Below are 22,650 nucleotides of genomic sequence, written 5' to 3' on the forward strand. Positions count from 1 at the left end.
GGATGAGCATCAGACGATGAAGAAATCTTTATTCGTCAGCTTCAGGTTCTTGGAGAGTTTTGCGATCTCGATTGCCGGTTTCGAACCGTTGCCATCAGGATCGTAAGAGAGGATGCCGGTCTTCTTGTTGTAGAGGATGTAATCATCGTCATCCTTGGCCTTGTCGCCGACCGCAAAGTATTTCTTTGCGAGCGCGAGGGGCTTGGTTTCGCTCCCCTTCTTCCCGAGCTTGGTGAAGATCTTGTTTTCAAGCCAGATCTTGTCCTGCCCGACCTTGAAGTCGGTGATCGTGTCGAAATTCACCTTCCGGTCCGTCTTCGATGTTCCGAGCTTGGCGTCGAACACGAAGATGTCCTTGCCCGCATCGCCGGTGAGCAGGTCGTTGCCATAGCCGCCATAGATCCTGTCATCGCCATCGCCGCCCGAGAGGGTATCCTTGCCTGCAAGCCCCCGCAGGACATCGTCGAGAATCGTACCCACCTTTACGTCGTTACCAGCTGTGCCGGCCCAGTTCAGGGCTACGACGGGATCCGGCTTGTCATCGATGACAGGATCGGGCACGTAGTTAACGCCAAAGCGCTGCACATATGCGGCTGTGGGCGCCCCTTCCGTTTCTCCGACAGCGTAAATGACAACCCAACTACCGTCCTTCAATGCGGCGATGCTGGCGCGGGAAGCGGCATTTTCCGTTCCGGGCGCAGCGAAATCAACAATTGTCTCGCCTCCACGCTGAGTACCATTGCTGTTAAAGGTCTGCTGAAAAATACGATAGACGCCAGCCTGATTCTGATCTGCGCCCTGCCACGTTACGGTCCAGCCACCATCAGCCAAAGCGGCGATGTTGGCATCGCCTTGGTAACCTTGGACAGAGGTATTCACCTGTATCTCGCCTGTGATGGCATTTCCGTTTTCATCGTAATGGCGCTGGTAGACGCCAAAATCGCTGCTGTCCTGCAGGTTCGACTGCCAAGTGATGACATAGCTGCCATCTGCTAGGACCGCGATGTCCGGGATGCTCTGTCTGTCGGCGGTCGTTGCATTTACGATTGTCTCGGCCCCGACTTTGGAGCCACTGCTGTTGAAGCGCTGCTGATGAATTTCCCCTCCGGTCGCCCCGCCGGAGTACCATGTGACAACCCAACCGCCATCCTTCAGCGCTGCGATCTGCGAGCGCACTTGGTCATTTGTTGTCGTCGAGCTGATGATGCTTTCCGTACCAAGGGGATTGCCGTCAGCATCGAAGTGCTGCTGATAAACATCAAAATCCGCACTTGACGTTGCTGATTGTGCCCACGTCACAACGTAGCTTCCATCGCTAAGGGTTGCAGCATAGGTGTTGCGGTTGAAACCATCGGTTGGAGTGCCAATGACTTGTCCATCATTGAGCGGATCGCCATTCTTGTCGTAACGGCGCTGATAGACGGTCGACTCTGTGGCCGTAGTATTAACCCACGTGATGAGCCAGCCGCCGTCTGCCATCAATGTGACATTCCCGTGGCCGTTCAGTCCCGTGCTTGCAGGGGCAACCGGAGGGCTCGTGACCTGTATTACAGTGCCAACCGGTTCGCCTTTGGCATTGTACCGCTGGAAGAATAGTTCCTGTCCGGGTCCCGTAGCAGAGCCTTCCATCCAGCAGGAGATCCATCCGCCGTCGCTTAGACCCTCCACCTCAAGATCATAAGGGTTCTTTCCCTCTGATACGTCCATACGGATTTCGGGTCCGTTGCGGTAAACGGAATAAGACATCTGAATCCCCATGACAGAAACCGGCTATCGGTTTTTTGCTCGATTTAATATATTATAATGTTTCATTAGCATGGGCTTTGAAATTTCCCTTATCAAGCTTGTCGGGTGATTTTTTCACACAAATCTTCAGGGTGGCGATTTCTGCATAGCCTCTCTGGGTTGCACAACTAATGGATACAAAATCCAACGCCGAAAGTAGCAACGACCAAAGTGCGAGCCGGTTGCGCTTGCCCGCAGCCTCTGTCTTTCCGTAAAGCTAGAACCAACTAGGTACAGAAGTCTGGGAGAAACGCCATGCAAGAGAAGATCTACGATGTCTCGCCCGAGTGGAGCCGCCGCGCCTATCTGGACGATGCCGGCTACCGGGCGAAATACGAGGCGTCGATCAAGGACCCGGAAGGCTTCTGGGGTGAGGAAGCCAAGCGCATCGACTGGTTCGAGCCCTTCACCATCGTGAAGAACACGAATTTCGGGCCGGGCAACGTTTCCATCCGCTGGTTCGAGGACGGCGTCACCAACGTGGCGTACAATTGCATCGACCGGCATCTCGAGACGCGCGGCGATCAAGTCGCGATCATCTGGGAAGGCGACGATCCGTCGGAATCCAAGAAGATCACGTATCGCGAATTGCACGACGAGGTAGCCCGCATGGCGAACGTCATGCGCAACCGCGACGTGAAAAAGGGCGACCGCGTCACGATCTACATGCCGATGATCCCGGAAGCCGCTTACGCGATGCTCGCCTGCGCGCGGCTGGGCGCGATCCATTCCGTGGTGTTCGGCGGCTTCTCGCCGGATTCGCTTGCGGGCCGCATCGAGGATGCGAAGTCCGCCTTTGTCATCACGGCGGACGAAGGCCTGCGCGGCGGGCGCAAGGTTCCCCTCAAGGCCAATGTGGACGCAGCGCTGGACCGCGTCGGCGGCGTCGATCACGTCCTCGTCGTGCGCCGCACCGGCTCGCCCGTGAACATGGTGCCGGGCCGGGACGTCTATTATGACGAGGCCGCCGCCCAGGTGACGAACGAGTGCCCGTGCGAGCCGATGAATGCGGAAGATCCGCTCTTCATCCTCTACACCTCGGGCTCGACGGGTCAGCCGAAGGGCGTGCTCCACACCACCGGCGGCTATCTCGTCTACGCGGCGATGACGCATCAATATGTCTTCGATTATCACGAGGGCGACATCTACTGGTGCACCGCTGACGTCGGCTGGGTCACCGGCCATTCCTACATCGTCTACGGCCCGCTCGCGAACGGCGCGACGACGTTGATGTTCGAAGGCGTGCCGACCTATCCCTCGATCTCCCGTTTCTGGGAGGTGATCGACAAGCATCAGGTCAACATCTTCTACACCGCGCCGACCGCGATCCGCTCGCTCATGCAGGCGGGCGAAGAGCCGGTGAAGAAGACCTCGCGCAAGTCCCTGCGCCTCCTCGGCTCCGTCGGCGAGCCGATCAATCCGGAAGCGTGGGAATGGTATTATCGCGTCGTCGGCGACAACCGCTGCCCCGTCGTCGACACCTGGTGGCAGACGGAAACCGGCGGCATTCTCATCACGCCGCTGCCCGGCGCGACGAAGCTCAAACCCGGCTCCGCGACGCGGCCCTTCTTCGGCGTGAAGCCGCAAGTGGTCGATGCCGACGGCAAGGTTCTGGAAGGCGCGGCGGAAGGAAACCTCGTTATCGCGGATTCCTGGCCGGGACAGATGCGCACGGTCTACGGCGATCACGAGCGCTTCATCCAGACCTACTTCTCCACCTATCCGGGCAAGTACTTCACCGGCGACGGCTGCCGCCGCGATGCGGACGGCTATTACTGGATCACCGGCCGCGTCGACGACGTCATCAACGTCTCCGGCCACCGCATGGGCACGGCGGAAGTGGAATCCGCCCTCGTCGCCCACATCAAGGTGTCCGAAGCCGCCGTCGTCGGCTATCCGCACGACATCAAGGGACAGGGCATCTACGCCTATGTCACGCTGATGGAAGGCGTGGAGCCCACAGAAGATCTGCGCAAGGAACTGGTGGCGTGGGTGCGCAAGGAAATCGGCCCCATCGCCTCGCCGGATCTCATCCAGTTCGCGCCGGGACTACCGAAGACCCGCTCCGGCAAGATCATGCGCCGCATCCTGCGCAAGATCGCGGAGGACGAGTTCTCCAACCTCGGCGACACCTCGACGCTGGCCGATCCGGGCGTCGTCGACGATCTCGTCGAGAACCGCCAGAACAAGCGCACCGAAGCGGCTTGATAAGAAGCGCCTCTACGCATGAAACGAAAAAGGGATGCGCCCGACTCAACAGGCGCATCCCTTTCACGAGATCTGACTTTCAGAACGGGCGCTTTAGAGCGCCCGTTTGCTTTTCACGGGCACGGGTTCTGATGCAGGAGATGGATCGCGTTGATCCGCTCCTCGAGCTCCGGCGTGATCGTCACGTCGATGGAAGCGATATCCGTCTTCAACTGCTCCATCGACGTCGCGCCGATGATGTTGGAATGCACGAAGGGGCGTGAATTGACGAAGGCGAGCGCGAGCTGCGCCGGATCGAGCCCGAACTCGCGGGCAAGTTCGATATATTTACGGATCGCAATCTCGGCACCCGGCGTCTCATAACGCTGGCCGCGTTTGAAGAGCGTGGTGCGGGCTCCCGCCGGACGCGCACCGCCGAGATACTTGCCCGTGAGATAGCCCTGGCCCAGTGGCGAATAGGCGAGAAGGCCGACGCCTTCACGGGCGGTCACCTCGGCGAGCGCTACCTCGTAGGTGCGGTTGACGAGGTTGTAGGCGTTCTGCACCGACTGCACGCGCGGCAAGCCCTTCGTCTCGGAAGTCGAGACAAACTTCATCGTGCCCCAGGCGCTCTCGTTGGAGAGGCCGACATGGCGGATCTTGCCGGCCTTCACGAGATCGTTGAGGACGGACAGCGTCTTCTCGATGGCGATGCCATCGCCGTTCTGGGTGTCGGGCCGGTAGACCGTCGGGTTCGAGCCCCAGGGCATGGGACGATCCGGCCAGTGGAGCTGGTAGAGGTCGATGTAATCGGTCTGCAGGCGCTTCAAGCTGCCGTCGATGGCTTCCTCGATCTGCTTGCGCGAGAGTTCGCCCTTCGAGCCGTCCTTGCGAAACCAGGTCATGTCCGTGCTGCCGACGACCTTGGAAGCGAGGATTACCTTGTCGCGATTGCCGCGTGCCTTGAACCACGAGCCGATGATGCGCTCGGTCGAACCTTGCGTCTCCGCCTTCGGAGGAATGGAATAGAGTTCCGCCGTGTCGAAGAAGTTGATGCCCTTCTCGAGGGCGTAATCCATCTGCGCGTGGCCTTCGGCCTCGGTGTTCTGCTGGCCCCAGGTCATGGTGCCGAGACAGATCAGGCTGACGTTGAGATCGGTGCGGCCGAGGCGGCGATAGTGCATGGCAAGGCTCCTCGCGACGGGAGGACCGCCGCGTTCAGGCAGGAAGGGCGCTAACGGATGTCAGCGTTTGGGGAGAGTGGCGAGGAAGGCCTCGACGCTCGGCAGGATGCGCTCGACGATGACCTCGACTCCCTTGGCCGTCGGGTGAAGGCCATCGGGAAGGTTCAAGGAGCGGTCGCCGGCGATTCCCTCCAGGAAGAAGGGGTAGAGCACAAGGCCGTGCTTCTTCGCAATGTCCTGATAGAGCGGATCGAACTTTTGCGCGTAGTCGGGGCCAAGATTGCGGGAGGCCATCATGCCCGCCAGCATCACGCCGATGTTGCGGGCCTTGAGCCGCTCCACGATGGTCTCGATGGATTGCCTGGGAATGGCGGGGTCGAGCCCGCGCAGCATGTCGTTGGCCCCGAGTTCCACGATCACGCCATCCGTTCCGTCCGGCACCGACCAGTCGAGCCGGTCGAGCCCGCCGGAGGAGGTGTCGCCCGAGACCCCCGCATTGATGATTTCCACATTGTAGCCCTTCGCCTTGAGGGCGCGCTCGAGGGCGGCCGGGAACGCGGCCTCCTGCGGCAGCAGGTAACCGGCGCTGAGGCTGTCGCCCAGCGCGACCAGCCGGATGGGCTGGGCCTGCGCGAAGCTGGAAGTCGGGAATGCGGCCATTTCCGCGACAAAACCCGCACACGCAAAAATGATTGCCATGAACAGGCCCGATTGGCGCTTCATCGATATGATTCCTATATGGCTCGGATGGCCGGTTTTCCGGCTGCGCTTTCAAAGATCGGATGACAAGGCATGCAGGACAAGGCCATCGCGCTGCAGGATGTGGATTTGAGCCTCGGGCGCGGGGCTGCGCGAGTGCATATCCTCAAGGGAGTCTCCCTGTCCATCGGGCGTGGGGAAGCCGTCGGCCTCGTCGGCCCCTCGGGATCAGGCAAATCGACCCTTTTGATGACAATGGCGGGGCTCGAGCGGCCCGATTCCGGCAAGGTGATCGTCGAGGGCACCGACTTGTCCGGGCTCGACGAGGACGCGCTTGCCCGCTTTCGCGGACGGCGCATCGGCATCGTCTTCCAGTCCTTCCACCTCGTGCCGACCATGACGGCGCTCGAAAACGTGGCTTTGCCCCTCGAACTCGCAGGCGAGGCGGAAGCCTTCGAGCGGGCGGAGGCCGAGCTTCAGGCGGTGGGCCTCGGTCATCGCCTCCATCATTATCCCGCGCAACTCTCCGGCGGCGAGCAGCAGCGCGTGGCGATTGCCCGCGCCATCGTGCCGAACCCGGCGATCCTGGTGGCGGACGAGCCGACCGGCAATCTCGACGAGAACACCGGCGGCTCAATCATCGACCTGCTCTTCGCGCTCAAGCGCGACCGAGGCTCGACGCTGATCCTCGTGACGCACGATCTCAACCTCGCCCATCTCTGCGACCGGACGGTGCGCCTGCGCTCAGGCGTCATCGAGGCCGATCTCGCCAAAGCGTCGGCGTGAGGGCGGCCCCATGCACGGCACCATTCCCGCAGCCCCGAAGAAGCGCCCCTTCCTCGCCTCCCTGCCCCTCACCTTGCGCCTCGCGTTTCGCGAGTTGCGCGGCGGGCTTGCCGGGTTCGGCATCTTTCTCGCCTGCATCGCGCTCGGCGTCGCGGCGATTGCGGGCGTCTCCGCCCTGTCGCGCTCGCTGACGGAAGGCATCACCAAGGAAGGGCGCCGCATCCTCGGCGGCGACATGGCGTTCTCGCTGATGCAGCGGGAAGCGAGCCCGGCGGAACTCACCTTTCTGACATCAAAGGGCGAGGTCGCTCCCATCGCCACCATGCGCGCGATGGCGATTGCCGGCGACAAGGGCTCGGCGCTCGTCGAACTGAAGGCCGTCGGCCCGACCTATCCCACCATCGGCGTGCTCGAAACCGATCCGCAAAGCTCTCCCGCCGATCTTCTCAAGGTCCGCGATGGCGTCTTCGGCGCTGTCGCCGATCCTGCCCTTCTCGCGCGGCTCGATTTGAAGACCAGCGACAAAATCCGCGTCGGCGATGCACAGATCGAACTGCGCGCGGCGCTCGTCTCCGAGCCTGACAAGATCGCGAGCGGCATCGGCTTTGGCCCGCGCCTCCTCGTCTCGCAGGAGGCCTTGCGCGCCACCGGCCTCATCCAGCCCGGAAGCCTCGTGCGCTGGACCTACCGGCTCAACATTCCGCAGGTCGACGATGCGGCGCTCGAACGTCTCGAGGCTGAAACGAAGAGCGCCCTGCCGGAAGCGGGGTGGGACATCCGCAGCCGGGTCAACGCCGATCCGCGCTTTGCCCGCAACATCGAGCGCTTCACGCAGTTCCTCACCCTCGTCGGTCTCACCGCCCTTCTCGTCGGCGGCGTCGGGGTGGCGAACGCGGTGCGCGGCTTCATCGACCGCAAGCGCGCCTCCATCGCGACCTACAAGAGCCTCGGCGCACCGGGCGGGCAGGTGGTGATGCTCTACCTCACGCAAGTCATGACGATCGCGCTCATCGGCATCGGCATCGGCCTTGTCGTCGGCGGTGCGCTGCCGTTCATCGTCAACGGGTTGTTCGGCCATCTCCTGCCGATTCCGATCCGCCCGACGCTGGCGTGGGGCGAGCTCGGCATCGCGCTTCTCTATGGCCTTCTCACCGCCCTCGCCTTCGCCCTCGCGCCTCTGGGCCGCGCCCACGACGTCCCGGTCTCCGGCCTGTTCCGTGACCAGATCGAGCCCGGGCGGCAATGGCCGCGCAGGCGCTACCTGACGACGCTCGTTCTCGTTCTCGCCGCCCTTGTGGGCCTTGCCGTCTTCGCGGCCTACGACCGGCGCATCGCGCTGATGTTCGTGGGCGCAGCCGCCGCGTCGTTCGCATTATTGCGGGTGATCGGCCTTGGCATCATGGCGCTTGCCCGCCGCCTGCCGCGACCGAAGCGGACCGCGCCGCGCCTCGCGCTTGCCAACATCCACCGGCCCGGCGCGCTGACGCCCTCCCTCGTCCTGTCGCTGGGGCTCGGCATCACGCTTCTGGTGACGTTGGCGCTGATCGATTCGAACCTCACCCGCCAGCTTCGCCAGACCCTGCCGGAGCATGCGCCAAGCTTCTTCTTCCTCGACATTCCCAACGCCCAGGCCGATGCGTTCGAGACCTTCCTCAAGGGCGAGGCTTCGAATGCGCAGATCGACCGCGTACCGATGATGCGCGGACGGCTGGTGAGCCTGAAGGGCGTGCCGGTGGCGCAGGTCAAGGCGAGCGAGGACGCCTCGTGGGTTCTCGACGGAGATCGCGGCATCACCTACGCCAAGGCGGTTCCCTCAGGCTCCGAACTCGTTCAGGGCGAGTGGTGGGACGAGAATTATCGCGGCAAGCCGCTGGTCTCCTTCGAGGAAAAGGTCGCGCAGGGCCTCGGCCTGAAGGTTGGCGACGAGATCACGGTCAACGTGCTCGGCCGCAACATCAGCGCCACCATCGCCAATCTGCGGCATGTGGAATGGCGCTCTCTCGGCATCAATTTCGTGATGGTGTTCTCGCCCAACGCCTTCGCGGGCGCGCCGCACACGCACCTTGCCACCGTCACCTTCCCCGGCGGCTCGGACGCGAAGACCGACGCGCGGATCCTGCGCAGCGCAGCGCTCGCCTATCCGATGGTGACGAGCGTGCGGGTGAAGGATGCGCTGGAGGCGGTGGACGATGTCGTCTCCCAGCTCGTCATGGCGATCCGGGGGGCGAGCGCCATTGCGCTCATCGCGAGCCTTCTCGTGCTCGCCGGCGCGCTCGCCGCCGGACACCGGGCACGGCTCTACGATGCGGTGGTGCTCAAAACCCTCGGTGCGACGCGGGCGCGCCTGCTCTCGGCCTATGGCCTCGAATACGGCCTGCTCGGCCTCGCCACCGCCGTGTTCGGGTTACTCGCCGGCACGCTCGCCGCCTTTCTCATCATCACCCGCGTGATGAACCTAAGCTTTGCCCTGGATTTATCCGGCGCGCTCCTTGCTTCGAGCCTCGCGGTTTTCGTGACGGTGGGTCTAGGCCTTGCCGGGACGTTGAGAATTTTGAACCAGAAGCCCGCGCAATACTTGAGAAACCTTTGATTTCACCACTCCCGGCTGCACCCCGCGCATCTCCTGTCGGGGAGTGCAGCCGCATTTCGTCTTTGGTTTTTCTTTCACGCCCCCGTGAAGCTTGAGCTTGCCCCTTGCGAAAAAGGGCGGGTGCTCTCATATTTCCCGATGCCGCCGGATTCCGGCGGCCGTAGGCCGATTTCCGGCCTGTCGAGGGAACATTCAACGGGACACCGCGAGAGGACTCCGATGCAACCGTATCAGCAGAACCAATATGCCGGCGCTGGCGTCAAAACGGCCGCCGAGGTCGACCAGGGCCTGCGCGCCTTCATGCTCGGCGTCTACAACAACATGATCCTGGGCCTGGCGATCTCCGCCCTCGTGGCCCTGGGCGTGAACATGCTTGCGACAACGAGCGATGCCTCCCAGGCAGTGGTTAACTTCCGTGGGATCGGCCTGACTCAGTTCGGCTATGCGCTCTACATGTCCCCTCTTAAGTGGTTTGTGGCGCTTGCGCCGCTCGCCTTCATCTTCCTGTTCTCGTTCCGCATGGACAAGATGTCGGCTTCCGCCGCGCGCGGCACCTTCTTCGCCTTCGCGGCGGTGATGGGCGCGTCCCTCTCCACGCTTCTGATCGTCTTTACCGGCGCGAGCGTGGTGCAGGTGTTTTTCATCACGGCGGCGGCCTTCGGCTCGCTCTCGCTGTGGGGCTACACCACGAACCGCAGCCTGTCGGGCATGGGCTCGTTCCTGATCATGGGCCTCGTCGGTCTGATCCTCGCCTCGCTGGTGAACATGTTCATCGGTTGGGCTCCGCTGCAGTTCGGCATCTCGGTGATCGGCGTGCTGATCTTCGCGGGTCTCACGGCTTACGACACGCAGAAGCTCAAGGAGATGTATCTCTACGGGAACTTCGACGGCGAGGCCGCCGCCAAGATTTCGGTCTACGGCGCTCTGCAGCTCTATCTGGACTTCATCAACATGTTCCAGTTCCTGCTGTCGCTGCTCGGCAACCGCAACAACTAAGCAACACGCTTAACTAAAAGACACCGAGCCCCGGCCCAAAGCCGGGGCTTTTTGTTGCGCGAAAGGAATGGCTGAAACTAGGATCGCCATCCCATGAGCCTCCTGATCCGCCCGTCCCGCGATTCCGACATTCCCGCCATCACGGCGATCTACGCCCATGCGGTCACGCACGGCACGGCCTCGTTCGAGTTCGATCCGCCCGATGCCGCCGAGATGACCCGCCGCCGCGCGACGCTTCTTGAAGGTGGCTACCCTTATCTCGTCGCCGAGCGCGACGGCGCGATTCTCGGCTATGCCTATGCGGGCCCGTACCGTCCGCGTCTCGCCTATCGCGCGACGGTCGAGGATTCGATCTATGTCGCGGAAGAAGCCCGGCGGCAGGGCGTTGGCCGCAAGCTCCTCGAAGCGCTGATTAGCGAATGCGAAGCGCAGGACTTCCGGCTCATGGTCGCCGTCATCGGTGATGAGGAATCCCACGGCTCCATCGGCGTTCACAAAAGCCTTGGCTTCGAGCATGTCGGGATCTTCAAGGGGATCGGCTACAAGCACGGCCGCTGGCTTTCGACGGTGTTGATGCAACGGCCCTTGGGGCCCGGCGTCTCGCAGCCGCCCCATCCCTAACCCCCTTCAAAGAAATTTCATCATGACCCGTTGGATGCCCCGGCCCCGCGGTGGCCTTTGGCAGAACCCTGATTTCATGAAGCTGTGGGCCGCACAGAGCCTCTCGGCCGTCGGCACCCGCTTCACCCGTGAAGGCCTGCCCATGATCGCGGCCCTGACCCTCGACGCTTCCGCGACCGATCTCGGCCTGCTCGTGGCGTTGAGCGCGGTTCCCGGCGTAATCCTGAGCCCGTTCCTGGGCAGCTGGATCGACCGCACCCGCCGTCGCCGGGTTCTCATCATGGCCGATCTCGTGCGCGCCACCGTTCTGGTCTCATTGCCGATCATGGCGTGGTTCAGCGCCATCACTATCGGGCAGATCATGATCGTCGCGACCCTGGTCGCCCTGTTCTCGATGGTCTTCAGCACCGCCGACAACGCCTATCTGCCGACAGTGGTCGAACGGGATCAGCTTCTTGAGGGCAATGCGAAACTCGCCACCACCGATGCTGTCGCGGAAACCGCAGGCCCCGCGCTCGCAGGCGTCTGCATCCAGATTCTCACCGCGCCCTTCGCCATACTTTTCGACGCGTTGTCCTACCTGTGGTCTGCCATCCTGCTCGGCTCGATCAGGCGCGTCGAGCCGCCCCTCGTCACGGGTGAGCACGCTCCCAATCTTTGGCGCGAAACGAAAGAGGGGCTCGCCTTCGTCTTCACGCATCCTGTCCTGCGACCAACGACGCTGTGCATCGCGTCGATGACGTTCTGTCTCTACTTCTTCGCGCCGCTCTACGTGCTCTACGCGGTTCGCGATCTCGGCATAAAGCCGGGCATGCTCGGCTTCATCGTGGCGCTCGGCGGCATCAGCGCGCTCATCGGCGCGCGCTTCGCCGAGCGGGCGGGCACGCTGTTCGCCCCGCGCCGCCTGCTGATGGGAATGCTGATCACCTACGGGCTCGTCAGCTGCCTCATTCCCCTCGCGCAGGGTCCGCTTTGGCTCAAAGCCGCGCTGCTCTGCGTCTCGCAGCTTTTCGGCGATGGACTCTACGTGGTGTTCTACACCAACGCCGTCGCCCTTCGGCAGAAGGTGACGCCCGATGCAATGCGCGGGCGCGAGGGCGGCACGCTGCATCTGTTGACCGGAGGCCTCGGATTCATCGCGGCCCTGATCGCGGGTGCAGGCGCGGACATCGTCGGCATCAGGTCCGTTTTGTGGGTCGCCGCGCTAGGCCTCACATTGTCGAGCCTCTGGTTGCTGCTTTTGCCGAAGAACCTCGAAGACTAGAGCTCATGCAGCCGGTCGAGGCGCGGGAACATCAGCGTCGAGAAACTGCCGGCAAAGCTCTCGGAGCGTCTTCGCCAGGATCAGGTAATCCGGCGTGCGGCTTGCGCCGGCGCGCCAGATCAGGGCGAGCGTGCGCGATGAGCGCTTGCCCCGGTAAGGGATCAGACTAAGGCTCGTCCCTTGAGCGATCCCCGCCGCAATCGCGATCCTCGGCAGGAAGGTGATGCCAAGGTCGTTCTCGGCGAGTTGCACGAGCGTCAGAAGACTCATGGCCTTGATGTTGTCAGCATCGCCCGGCGGACGAATGCCGGTGGTGGAGAGAATCTGGTCGCGCAGGCAATGGCCCGATTCCAGAAGAAGAATCTGTTCGTCCTCCAACTCGCTCGCGGACACGTTTGCCCGGTCGGCGAGACGATGATGCGCGCTGACGGCGACGAAGAACTCGTCTTCGCACAACGGCTCGGCCTGAAAGCCCGTCGTCGAAAAGGGCAGCGCGATGATTGCGGCATCGAGATTGCCGGAACGGATGTCGGCGATCAGCGACTGCGTCAGCCCTTCGCGCACCGCGACATGAAGCTCGGGAAACGCAGCGCGGACATGCGGCAGGGCCCGGGGCAGGAGAAACGGCGCGATGGAGGGAATGACGCCGAGCCTAAGGCGCGTCGTCAATGGCCGCGCTTCCCGCGAGAGGCTGGCGGGCAGATCGTCGATTCGCGCCAGAATCTCCCGCGCCTGCCGGGCGAGCAGCTCCCCGGTGGCCATCAGCTCGAAATGCCGCCCGCTGCGGTCGACGAGGCGCACGCCGAGAACGGCCTCCATCTCCTGGATCGCCGCGCTTAAGGTCGATTGCGTGACGCCGACCCGCTTTGCCGCCTTCGAGAAGGACGCCGTATCGGCGAGAGCCAGGAAATACCGCAATTGCCGGACCGAAATGTTCACCATCGCAAGGCCTCGCGGAACATCACTATCGAAAAAATCGATGCTATTTTCTTTATTAATCGATTGGACCGAAACGCATCTTTATGCAAGATCTGTTTCGAGAGCGGCGCGGCGAGCTTCAGGCCTTCGCGGCGCCGCGTCCGAAATTTCCCTCGAAATGGAGCCACATCAATGCTCGGCATCGGCGACAAGCTGCCCAACTTCTCCGTGACTGGCGTCAAGCCCGGTTTCAACAGCCATGAAGAAAACGGCGTCTCGGCCTTCGAGACCATCACCGCCGAAAGCTTCCCCGGCAAGTGGAAGGTGATCTTCTTCTATCCGAAGGATTTCACGTTCGTGTGCCCCACCGAGATCGCGGAATTCGCGCGCCTTAACTCCGAGTTCGCGGACCGCGACGCGGTCGTGCTCGGCGGCTCGGGCGACAATGAGTTCGTGAAGCTGGCCTGGCGCCGCGACCATGCCGATCTCGACAAGCTGCCGATCTGGTCGTTCGCCGACACCAAGGGCGAGCTGATCGACGGTCTCGGTGTCCGCTCCCCGGATGGCGTGCCCTACCGCTACACCTTCGTCGTCGATCCGGACAACACGATCCAGCACGTCTATGCGACGAACCTGAATGTCGGCCGCGCGCCCAAGGACACGCTGCGTGTTCTCGACGCGCTGCAGACGGATGAGCTCTGCCCGTGCAACCGCCAGGTCGGCGGCGAGACGCTGAAGGCCGCCTGATCCGGCTTGAAGCCAAACAAATGGGTTCGGAGCATAACCACGCTCCGAACCTTCCCGCCCCAAGGGCGGCCCATTGGAAGGATGCTCAATGTCAATCGAAACGCTGAAGCTGGCGATTCCCGATTTCGCCAAGGACGTGCGCCTCAACCTCTCGTCCATGGCGAGCGACGAGGTGCTGACCGAGCAGCAGAAATACGGCCTCTTCGTTGCTTGCGGCATCGCCTCGCGCAATGAGGACGTGCGCAACGCGCTCGTTGCGGAAGCGTCCGGCAAGCTCTCGCCGGAGGCACTCACCGCCGCGAAGTCCGCAGCGGCCATCATGGGCATGAACAACGTCTATTACCGTTTCGTGCACCTTGCCGCGAACAAGGATTACCGCACGATGCCGGCGAAGCTGCGCATGAACGTGATCGGCAATCCCGGCGTCGACAAGATCGATTTCGAACTCTGGTCGCTTGCCGTCTCGGCCATGAACGGCTGCGGCATGTGCATCGACGCGCATGAGGAAACGCTTCGTCAGGGGGGCGTCTCCACGGAGGCTATTCAGACCGCCGTGCGCTTTGCGGCGATCATCGCCTCGGCGGCGATTGCGCTCGAAGCAAGCGCCCTCGCAGCTTAAAACTTTTTTCGGCGCGGGCTTTCGCACGGGAGCCCGCGCTTTTGATTCACAGCCGCGTCATGCCGTCCCGTTCAAGCACCATCGTGTGATCGTGGTCATCGAGCTTGAAACCGCGCTTCTCGTAGAACGAGATGCCCCCGGCATTTTTCTTGTCTACATCGAGCTTGAGGTAGGCGCAGCCGCGCGGCGTCTCCCGTTCGACGGCGGCGCGTAACAGCCGCGTGCCTAGCCCTGTTCCGCGGGCGCTGTCCTCCACGAACAGGTCCGAGACGTAGATGCCGGGACGGCCGCGCCATGCGGAAAAGACGATGGAGTAGAGCGCGATGCCGATGATCGCGCCGCCTTCCTCCGCCACGAGGACTTCGGTAAAGCCGCGTCCCTTCGGCCCATAAGCCGCAAGATCGTCTGCAGTGACTTTCGGATTTGCGCCCACATGCGCGCCGAGCCGGCGCAGCATCGCCGCGACGCTCTCCAGATCCGGCGTCGCCGCTTCGCGAATGACAATGTCACGGGCCTCGGTCATGCTCTCAGATACCGGTTCATGATGTTGGCGGTCACCCTTTCCACCATGGGATCGCTGCGCAAGAGACCGGCCACCCATTCGCAGGTTCCGGCGTGGAAAACCTCGCCTTTGCCCATCGGGAAATTGACCATCATCCCCGCGCCGCGCTTGACCTTGTCCACCGCCTCCGCACCCTCATTGCCGATCAGGGTCTTTGCAACGAAAAGAGCGTCCTCGTCGGAGAGGAACTGATCGTCGGCGGGAATATCGGCGCTCTCTTCCTTGAGCGAGGACATGCCGAGGCCGAGAATTTCGAGACCCTCCGGTGCGCCGCTTCCTTCTGCCGGGCGCGGCAGGCCGCCTTCGATGATGTAATCGAGGCCATCCACCTCGTAGCCGAAGACGTGCGAATCCGCGCCGAGAATGTCGCCGTAATAAACGCCGGTGCCTTCGAACGCCCAATGCTCGGGGCGATAGATCGGAAAACCCCGCGCGCCGCGCGGCGCGCAGCCGCCCCAGCCCACATAGAGCCCGCGCGTGGCGAGAAGACCGAAGGTCTCCGAACCCGGACGCCCGATGCGGGCATCCTCCCAGGACGTCGTCAGGCGCGTGATGTCGCCGCCGTTCAAAATCGGGTCTTCCTCGACGCGGTACTTGTAGCAGACCTGGCGGCGGCCTTCGGCTTCCAATCGCGTCTGCCACATGAAGTTGCCGGCAAAGCGCGCGACCTTGCCGCCTTTCTTTACATAAGCCTCGACGGCGTCGCGCATCTCCCATGTCCAGTATTCGTCGTGCCCGACGAAGACCACGCAATCGTACCCGTCGAGCAAGTTCGGTGCGAAATGCAGCTCATGCTGGCTGGCAAGGTCGATGTCGTAGCCCGCCCGCTCCGCCCAGCGGAAGAAGTGGCTGTCGTAGCTCGCCCAGCCGGACGAGGCGTATTTCTTGCTGTAGCCGTTGGCGTAGGCCCATTCCATATGCGGATAGCGGGGCGGCATGGCGGGCGGCACGGGGACATCCAGCGGCACGCGCGGCGCTCCCGGCGGCAAAACGACAAAGCCGCGGCAGAACGGCCGTTCGATGCTTACCACCGGCGCATATTGATCGCGGTTCGGCCCGGTGATGCCCTGGTAGTGATTGGAGCCGCCCCAGGTGTTGTAGGCGGTCCAGGTACCAGTCGCCGCCACCTGAAGAATGCGGCCAGGCTTTTTGCCCGCGTCGGGCCGCAGGATGAAGAGGTGATGGCAGCGGATCAGGCGTCCGTCATTGCCCTCCGCCGTCAGCGTGACGCGATAGGCACCCGAGGGCCACTCGCCGGGAATGCGGATGGCATGAGAGGCCTGCCAGCCGCAGCCGACAACGGAGCATTGGTCCGGCGTATCCTGCCATGCCGCGCTCAAGCCCTCGACGGCCATGACCGGCGTTTCCACGCCGCCGTCACGCACGATCTCGAGCCGGTAGCGCCCGGCGGTGGAACTGACGAACAGGGTAAGCGTATCCCCGGCGCGATAGGAATAGCGGTCGGTGTAGCACCAGATCTCTCCGCGCGTGCCGTCCATGCCGGGCTGCTCGTAATAGTGCCCGCGCACCGCGCGGCGGCGCTCCTCATGGGTGAGGCCGAAATCGGGGAAGGTCTTGACCGTCATCACGCCATGTCCTGTTTCTCGCGCCCGGAGCATGAGGGGGCGCGGGGGCATTTCGCAAATAGATATTTGCAATAAGTTGGATCGGTTTTGAGAATGCGGGAAGGGACCGGGCCCGGCAAGCCGGGGCGCGCCTTATCGCGCCTTATAGAGCCCGTGAATGCGCGGCATTCCCGGTTTTTATTTGACGGAACGGCACAACAGGGCTCCTCCTCAAACGGAAATTCCCTCCCTGCCCGCCGAGGTCACGATGCCCATTGACGAGACATTCCAAAGCGACTTGCGTGCCGCCATCGCGGCGCGGCGCGGTCAGGCTGTCGAGCGGCTCACCCGTCTGGTCCGCGCCCGGACGACCCTCGGCAACGAACTGGCCGGGCAGGAGATCATGGCCGGGATCTTCGATGAGATGGGGCTTGAGGTCGAAACCTTCGACGTCGACCCGGACGTGATCGGCAAGCTTCCCGGTTTCTCTCCGCCCGTGCAGCCGGATTACACGAACCGCCCGAATGTCGTCGCCCGTCATACGCCCAAAGGCGGGACCAAAGGCCGCTCGCTGATCTTCAACGGCCATATCGACGTGGTGCCGCCGGGGGAAGCCTCCCTGTGGACGACGCCCGCCTTCGAACCCTCGATACGCGACGGGCGCATCTACGGGCGCGGCGCGGGAGACATGAAATCGGGTCTCGTCGCCTATTGCCTGGCCTTCGAGGCTTTGCGCGATCTTGGCTATGCGCCCGCGGCACCGGTGATGTTCCAGTCGGTGATCGAGGAGGAATGCACGGGCAACGGCGCGCTGTCCTGCGTCGCGCGCGGCTATCGCGCGGATGCCGCGATCATTCCCGAGCCCTTCCAGCAAACCATCATGACCTCGCAGCTCGGGGTGATGTGGGTGACGATCCGCGTGATGGGAAAGCCCGCTCACGTTCTGGAAGCGGCGGCAGGAACAAGCGCCATCACCGCCGCCTACATGCTCTTCGAGGGATTGCGTGAACTCGAGGCCGAGTGGAACAAGCCTGAAAGCATTCATCCGGAATTTCGCGGCCACGCGCATCCCGTCAGCTTCAATCTCGGCCGCATCAATGGTGGCGATTGGGGTTCGACGGTGCCGTGCTCGGCGACGATGCTGGTGCGCGTCGGCTTCTATCCCGGAACCTCGCTGAAAAGCGTCAAGAGCACCATCGAGGCCAACATCGCCGCGACCAAGGCGAAGCATCCCCAGCTCGCCAATGTGGGCATCAAGATCTGCTACAGCGGCTTTCAGGCGGAAGGCTGCACCATAGACCCGGATGCACCCTTCATGACGCTTTTGGCCGACACGCACCGGCAGGTCATGAAAGAAGAGCCTGTGCGGCTCGCCTCGACGGCGACGACGGACGCACGCTTCTTCGCGCTCTACGGCGATACCCCGGCCACCTGCTACGGCCCTATCGGCGGCAGCTATCACGGCATCGACGAATGGGTTTCCATCGACAGCATGCTTAATGTCGGTGAGGTTCTCGCGCTCTTTGCCGCGCAATGGTGCGGCCTCGCCAAGGCTTGAAACCGCACTGCATCAGGCGGGCTTGAGGCCGACCCTACGCCCGGCAATCTCCGGCCATTCCAACGCGTCGGACGCCTTGCGATAGGCCTCCAGCCGCGCGGTTATGCTCTCGGGCAGCGGCGTCGAGCGCCGCTTCTCGAGATCCACATGGATCGTCACCACTTCGAGGCTCGCCGCGAGAAACCCCTCTTCGGCGTGCTTGATCTGATGGAAGAGGTGGATGCGTTTCGCGTCGAAATCGAGCACACGTGTCTCGATCAGATACGGCGCCTTGGCCGGCAATTCGCGGTGAAACACCGTGTGGAGTTCGAGCGCGAAGGTCGAGCAGCGTTGGCGCGCACGATAGTCCGGATCGATGCCAATGTCGCACAACAGGGCAACCGAAGCGATGTCGAACGCTGTCACGTAAGCAGCGTTCGTCATGTGCCCGTTGAAGTCGATCCATTCGTCACGAACCATCTCGCGAACCGAAATCCAGGGAGCATTCATCGGCCCATCTTTCCCTTCAGAAACATTTTCACACTTCGCTGCGACGGAGCCTCACCCTGAGGGATGCGAAGCAGCGTCTCGAAGGGCGAGGCGTTTCCAGTACGCGCTGGAACCTCCTTCGAGACGCGGCTGCGCCGCTCCTCAGGATGAGGTTTCTGGGCAATCCCGCTCATGCTCCGGAAATCGGATAGGTGCGCTCGGAGAGCGGCGTTTCCTCGATCCGCGTCAGGAGCTTTTCGAGCAGGAGAGCTTCAGCGCGCGTGTGGCGGGCCTGCGGATCGTAGGCGAGATGCACGTCGATCTCCGGCGGGTTCTCGTAAGGCGGCAGCCGCCACAAAAGGCCTTTGCGCACATCTTCTTCGACCACATGGATCGGCAGCGGGCCGAAGCCGAAACCCGCGATGAGCAAGCGCTTGACCTCTTCGAGATGGGACGAGGTGCCGATGATCGGGCCTGTGAACTTCTCCTGCTGGCGCAGCATCGCAATGGGCCAGAGGGCATCGGCCATCTGGTCCGTCTTGAAGGAAACGTAAGGCTCGTCCCGCAGGTCCACGATGCTTAAGTCCTTCCTGCCGAACAGCCGATGTTGCCGCCCGCAGAAATAACCGAAGCTTTCCCGATAGAGCGTCCTGAATTCGAGCTTGGGATGCCGCTCGTGCAGAAGGCACACGCCGAGGGCGGCGTCCTTTCGCGTCACGTTCGCAATGACCTCCTGGCTCGGCAGAACGGACGTCGCGAAAGTCACGCGCGGGTGCTCGCGATGAAATTCCGCCAGGATGTCGTCGAGGAACGGGCACACCACATGGCTGGCGAAGGCCATGTCGATCTGCCCCGTCACCTCGTCCGGCTGATCGTGGACGAGCGTGTGCAGGCCGGAGACGGAATCGAAGAGCGTGACGCATTCCGCGTAAAGGCGCTGGCCAGCGGGCGTCACCTCGAACACGCCGGGGCGCCGCTCGATCAGCCGACAATCGAAATGCCCTTCCAGGCGCCGCAACGCATTGCTGATGGTCGGCTGCTTCAGCCGAAGCTTCTCGCCGGCGGACGTGATGCCCTTCTCCTGCACGATGACCATGAAGGTCCGCAGCAAGTTCCAGTCGATGTCCCAGACGAATCGCTGTGAGCGCCGGTTCTTCACGCCTGACCATTCCTTTAGAGAATGCGAGGCGTTCATCCTATTTATTTGCGCGTTGATGTCGAGCGGTGTTTGTTAAAGCGGCCTCCTCCATCATGTCCGGCCCTCCAGCCGGGTGTCCGCGCCCTTGCTCTTGGTGCCCCATCGCGGCAAGGGCGCGGACGACCGGGCCCCGCCCGGTCGTGATGCGAGAGGCGAGTCGGAAAAGAACGAGACGAGCGGCCATGTCGAACCTGTTTTACCAGACGCGCCTGCGTCGCCCCCTCCTGGACCGCGCCGAAGGCGTCTACATGTGGGACGTCAGCGGCAAGCGCTACATCGACGGCTCCAGCGGTGCGATGGTGTCGAATATCGGCCATTCCAACCCGGTGGTGCTGGAGGCCATGCGCCGGCAGATGGAGAAATCCACCTTCGGCTACCGCCTGCATTTCGAGAACGAGCCGGCGGAAGAATTCGCCCGCCAGATCGCCGAGCGGATGCCGCTTGGCCTCGACCGCGTCTTTTTCGTCTCCGGCGGGTCGGAGGCGGTGGAAAGCTGCCTGAAGCTCGCGCGGCAATACGCCGTCGCCACGGGCCAGGCCTCCCGCTGGAAGGTGATCTCCCGCTTTCCGTCCTACCACGGGTCGAGCCTCGGGGCGCTTAGCGTCACCGGCATGTCGCTCATGAGCGCGCCCTTCTCGCCCATGATGAACGAGATGCCGAAGATCCCCGCGCCGACGTGCTATCTCGACAAGGACAACCTGTCCGATCACGAGCGCGGCCTGAAATACGCGCGCTACCTGCGCGACGAAATTCTCCGTCAGGGGCCGGAAACGGTTCTCGCCTTCATCATGGAGCCTGTCGGCGGCGCGTCGACCGGCGCGCTGGTCGCGCCCGACAGTTACTACGGAGAAATCCGCAAGATCTGTAACGAATTCGGCATTCTTCTCATCGCCGACGAGGTGATGAGCGGCGCGGGACGCACGGGCGAATATCTCGCCTGCGACCACTGGAAGATGCGCCCGGATCTTATCGCCTTCTCGAAAGGCTTCGGCGCGGGCTATGTGCCGCTCGGCGCGATGGTGGCCGACCGGCGCATCGCCGATGCGGTCATCGACAATGGCGGCTTCATTCACGGCTTCACCTATGCGGGCAATCCGCTCGCCTGCGCGGCGGGCCTTGCGGTGCTGGGCGAGATCGACCGCCTCGGCCTCGTGAAGGCGGCGCGAACCCAGGGCGACAAGCTCAAGGCGCGGCTTGAGGCCTTGAAGCAGCGCTACGGCTTCATCGGCGACGTGCGCGGCAAGGGGCTTCTCCTCGCCTTCGAATTCGTCTCCGACCGCGACACGATGGAGCCGCTTCCGGTGGAGCTGAGCGCTCACAACCGGCTCGTCGACATCGCCTATGAGCGCGGCCTCATCATCTATTCCCGCCGCACGCGCGGCGGGCGCATCGGCGATCACTTCCTCGTCTGCCCACCGCTCATCACCACCGATGCGCAGATCGACGAGATCATGGCGATCCTTACCGACAGCCTCGACGCCTTCGCGAAGGAAAAGGGCCTCGATTACGGAGCGGCGGCATGAGCAACCCGGTCATCGTCACCTGCGCCATCACGGGCTCCATCCACACGCCGACCATGAGCCCGCACCTGCCGGTGACGCCGCAGGACATCGCGCGGCAAGCCATCGACGCCGCAAAAGCGGGCGCTGCGATCATCCACCTTCATGCGCGCGACCCGCAGACCGGCCTGCCCTCCGCCGATCCGGCCCTGTTCCGCGAGATCCTTGCGACGATCCGCAAGGAAACGAACGCGGTTCTCAACATCTCCACCGGCGGCTCGTCACGCATGACGCTCGATGAGCGGCTTGCGGCGGCGCGGCTTCTCAAGCCGGAAATGTGCTCGCTCAACATGGGCTCGATGAATTTCGGGCTCTTTCCGATGGCCGAACGTTATTCGGAATGGCGGCACGAGTGGGAACCGAAGTTCCTCGAAGCGACGCGCAGCATCGTCTTCCAGAACACCTTCGCCGATATCGAGGCGATCCTTGCCGATCTCGGCGATGGTCAGGGCGTGCGCTTCGAGCTTGAATGCTACGATGTCGGCCATATCCAGACGGTAGCGTTCTATCGCAAGAAGGGCCTGCTCAAGGGGCCGCTCTTCCTGCAATTCGTTCTCGGCGTTCTCGGCGGCATCGACCCCGCGCCGGAGCAGCTCATGCACTTGAAGACCACCGCCGACCGGCTGCTCGGCGACGACTACCATTTCTCGGTTCTCGCGGCGGGGCGCCATCAGTTCCCGCTCGGAACGATGGGCGTCATTCTCGGCGGCAACGTGCGCGTGGGGCTCGAGGACAACCTGATGATCGAGCGCGGAAAGCTGGCGGCGAGCAATGCCGAGCAGGTTTCCAAGATCCGCAAGATCGTGGAGGAGCTCGGCCATCGCGTCGCCACCCCCGACGAAGTGCGGCAGATGCTGCAACTCAGGGGCGCGGCCTCCGTCGCAGCCTGAAGGCTGCGAGCGGAACCGCCCGTTCAGCTCGAAACCACCTTGAGCGGCTTGTCGATCACGCGGATCACCCGGTCGAGCTCCTGGCCGCGCTTGAGGATGAGGCCGCTTGAGGCGACGACGCTGTAGGTCCCCTGCTTGCGGGCGAGCTTCGGGTCTTTCTCGATCCGGTAAAGCGGCACCTCGGACGTGCGGCGGTAGATGGAGAAGACCGCCTTGTCGGGCGTGAAATCGATGGCGTAATCGCGCCACTCGCCCCCCGCGACCATGCGGCCGTAGAGATTCAGGATGGTCTGCAACTCGCTTCTATCGAAGGAGATGTGTCTTGGCGCGGCGGGAAACGGCAGGATCTGGGCCGACCCCTTTGCGGAGGCCGGGCTGCCGCGCAACGGCTCTGCGATGTCACCTTCGCTCATGGTGCCTCCGGCGAACGTTCATCCTATTTGTATGATGAGCC

The 22,650-nt window shown here is 63.1% G+C and carries 20 protein-coding genes; 11 read left to right on the forward strand and 9 right to left on the reverse strand.

Features of this window, described 5'->3' with window-relative positions; translation table 11 throughout:
* Nucleotides 1-9: 9 nt before the first annotated feature.
* Nucleotides 10-1,746 carry a calcium-binding protein gene (locus DQW91_RS16470; protein ID WP_157961302.1) on the reverse strand — a complete coding sequence of 579 codons (1,737 nt, stop codon included), beginning with the start codon at nucleotides 1,744-1,746 and terminating at the stop codon, nucleotides 10-12.
* Nucleotides 1,747-2,040: 294 nt separating this feature from the next.
* On the opposite strand from DQW91_RS16470, the gene acs reads away from it, so the two are divergent.
* Entirely contained in the window at nucleotides 2,041-3,993 is a 1,953-nt protein-coding gene (acs, locus tag DQW91_RS01595; RefSeq protein WP_112661822.1) for an acetate--CoA ligase, read from the forward strand.
* Nucleotides 3,994-4,106: 113 nt separating this feature from the next.
* Here the strand turns inward: acs and DQW91_RS01600 are convergent, their stop codons facing one another.
* Nucleotides 4,107-5,156, reverse strand: a complete 1,050-nt coding sequence (locus DQW91_RS01600) for an aldo/keto reductase (RefSeq protein WP_112661823.1) — start codon at nucleotides 5,154-5,156, stop codon at nucleotides 4,107-4,109.
* 60 nt (nucleotides 5,157-5,216) lie between these two features.
* Complete coding sequence (locus tag DQW91_RS01605) at nucleotides 5,217-5,879, reverse strand: arylesterase (protein WP_112661824.1); 663 nt, start codon at nucleotides 5,877-5,879, stop codon at nucleotides 5,217-5,219.
* Nucleotides 5,880-5,948: 69 nt separating this feature from the next.
* On the opposite strand from DQW91_RS01605, the gene DQW91_RS01610 reads away from it, so the two are divergent.
* The 5 genes from DQW91_RS01610 to DQW91_RS01630 all read left to right on the forward strand — a co-directional run bounded on the left by DQW91_RS01610 (nucleotide 5,949) and on the right by DQW91_RS01630 (nucleotide 12,112).
* The gene (locus tag DQW91_RS01610) at nucleotides 5,949-6,641 is read left to right on the forward strand and encodes an ABC transporter ATP-binding protein (protein WP_112661825.1); all 693 of its coding nucleotides are present in this window, start codon (nucleotides 5,949-5,951) and stop codon (nucleotides 6,639-6,641) included.
* Between the two features lie 10 nt (nucleotides 6,642-6,651).
* Nucleotides 6,652-9,231, forward strand: coding sequence for an ABC transporter permease (locus DQW91_RS01615; protein WP_112661826.1), 2,580 nt, complete (start codon nucleotides 6,652-6,654; stop codon nucleotides 9,229-9,231).
* A gap of 219 nt (nucleotides 9,232-9,450) precedes the next feature.
* A complete protein-coding gene (locus DQW91_RS01620; RefSeq protein WP_112661827.1) occupies nucleotides 9,451-10,227 on the forward strand; it encodes a Bax inhibitor-1/YccA family protein in 777 nt (258 codons plus the stop codon).
* Between the two features lie 93 nt (nucleotides 10,228-10,320).
* Nucleotides 10,321-10,848 carry a GNAT family N-acetyltransferase gene (locus tag DQW91_RS01625; RefSeq protein ID WP_112661828.1) on the forward strand — a complete coding sequence of 176 codons (528 nt, stop codon included), beginning with the start codon at nucleotides 10,321-10,323 and terminating at the stop codon, nucleotides 10,846-10,848.
* 76 nt (nucleotides 10,849-10,924) lie between these two features.
* On the forward strand, nucleotides 10,925-12,112 hold the full coding sequence (locus DQW91_RS01630) for an MFS transporter (RefSeq protein WP_157961303.1): 1,188 nt from the start codon (nucleotides 10,925-10,927) through the stop codon (nucleotides 12,110-12,112).
* A gap of 3 nt (nucleotides 12,113-12,115) precedes the next feature.
* Here DQW91_RS01630 and DQW91_RS01635 read toward each other — a convergent pair whose 3' ends face one another.
* Nucleotides 12,116-13,054, reverse strand: coding sequence for a hydrogen peroxide-inducible genes activator (locus DQW91_RS01635; protein ID WP_112661830.1), 939 nt, complete (start codon nucleotides 13,052-13,054; stop codon nucleotides 12,116-12,118).
* Between the two features lie 168 nt (nucleotides 13,055-13,222).
* Here DQW91_RS01635 and DQW91_RS01640 point away from each other — a divergent pair, with 168 nt between their 5' ends.
* Entirely contained in the window at nucleotides 13,223-13,777 is a 555-nt protein-coding gene (locus DQW91_RS01640) for a peroxiredoxin (protein WP_112661831.1), read from the forward strand.
* 88 nt (nucleotides 13,778-13,865) lie between these two features.
* Nucleotides 13,866-14,396 carry an alkylhydroperoxidase, AhpD family gene (gene ahpD, locus DQW91_RS01645; RefSeq protein WP_112661832.1) on the forward strand — a complete coding sequence of 177 codons (531 nt, stop codon included), beginning with the start codon at nucleotides 13,866-13,868 and terminating at the stop codon, nucleotides 14,394-14,396.
* Between the two features lie 46 nt (nucleotides 14,397-14,442).
* Here the strand turns inward: ahpD and DQW91_RS01650 are convergent, their stop codons facing one another.
* Nucleotides 14,443-14,919, reverse strand: coding sequence for a GNAT family N-acetyltransferase (locus DQW91_RS01650; protein ID WP_157961304.1), 477 nt, complete (start codon nucleotides 14,917-14,919; stop codon nucleotides 14,443-14,445).
* Nucleotides 14,916-16,544, reverse strand: coding sequence for a N,N-dimethylformamidase beta subunit family domain-containing protein (locus tag DQW91_RS01655; RefSeq protein ID WP_112661834.1), 1,629 nt, complete (start codon nucleotides 16,542-16,544; stop codon nucleotides 14,916-14,918). Before DQW91_RS01655 ends, DQW91_RS01650 begins: the two co-directional genes overlap by 4 nt.
* Nucleotides 16,545-16,701: 157 nt before the next feature.
* On the opposite strand from DQW91_RS01655, the gene DQW91_RS01660 reads away from it, so the two are divergent.
* Complete coding sequence (locus tag DQW91_RS01660; RefSeq protein WP_198411747.1) at nucleotides 16,702-18,081, forward strand: ArgE/DapE family deacylase; 1,380 nt, start codon at nucleotides 16,702-16,704, stop codon at nucleotides 18,079-18,081.
* A 12-nt stretch (nucleotides 18,082-18,093) separates the two neighbouring features.
* On the opposite strand, the gene DQW91_RS01665 is transcribed toward DQW91_RS01660, so the two are convergent.
* Both DQW91_RS01665 and DQW91_RS01670 read right to left on the reverse strand, forming a co-directional pair.
* Nucleotides 18,094-18,570 (reverse strand): thioesterase family protein, encoded by a 477-nt coding sequence (locus DQW91_RS01665; protein WP_112661835.1) that lies wholly within the window; start codon nucleotides 18,568-18,570, stop codon nucleotides 18,094-18,096.
* Between the two features lie 169 nt (nucleotides 18,571-18,739).
* Nucleotides 18,740-19,708, reverse strand: a complete 969-nt coding sequence (locus tag DQW91_RS01670) for a LysR family transcriptional regulator (RefSeq protein WP_112662405.1) — start codon at nucleotides 19,706-19,708, stop codon at nucleotides 18,740-18,742.
* 221 nt (nucleotides 19,709-19,929) lie between these two features.
* Here DQW91_RS01670 and DQW91_RS01675 point away from each other — a divergent pair, with 221 nt between their 5' ends.
* Together DQW91_RS01675 and kce are read left to right on the forward strand one after the other, a co-directional pair.
* A complete protein-coding gene (locus DQW91_RS01675; RefSeq protein ID WP_112661836.1) occupies nucleotides 19,930-21,270 on the forward strand; it encodes an aminotransferase family protein in 1,341 nt (446 codons plus the stop codon).
* On the forward strand, nucleotides 21,267-22,196 hold the full coding sequence (kce, locus tag DQW91_RS01680; RefSeq protein ID WP_112661837.1) for a 3,5-dioxohexanoate:acetyl-CoA acetone transferase: 930 nt from the start codon (nucleotides 21,267-21,269) through the stop codon (nucleotides 22,194-22,196). Before DQW91_RS01675 ends, kce begins: the two co-directional genes overlap by 4 nt.
* Nucleotides 22,197-22,219: 23 nt before the next feature.
* Here kce and DQW91_RS01685 read toward each other — a convergent pair whose 3' ends face one another.
* Entirely contained in the window at nucleotides 22,220-22,609 is a 390-nt protein-coding gene (locus tag DQW91_RS01685; RefSeq protein ID WP_112661838.1) for a DUF2794 domain-containing protein, read from the reverse strand.
* Nucleotides 22,610-22,650: the final 41 nt, after the last annotated feature.

Source organism: Microvirga flavescens (assembly GCF_003290125.1).
GTDB classification, from domain to species: Bacteria; Pseudomonadota; Alphaproteobacteria; order Rhizobiales; family Beijerinckiaceae; genus Microvirga; species Microvirga flavescens.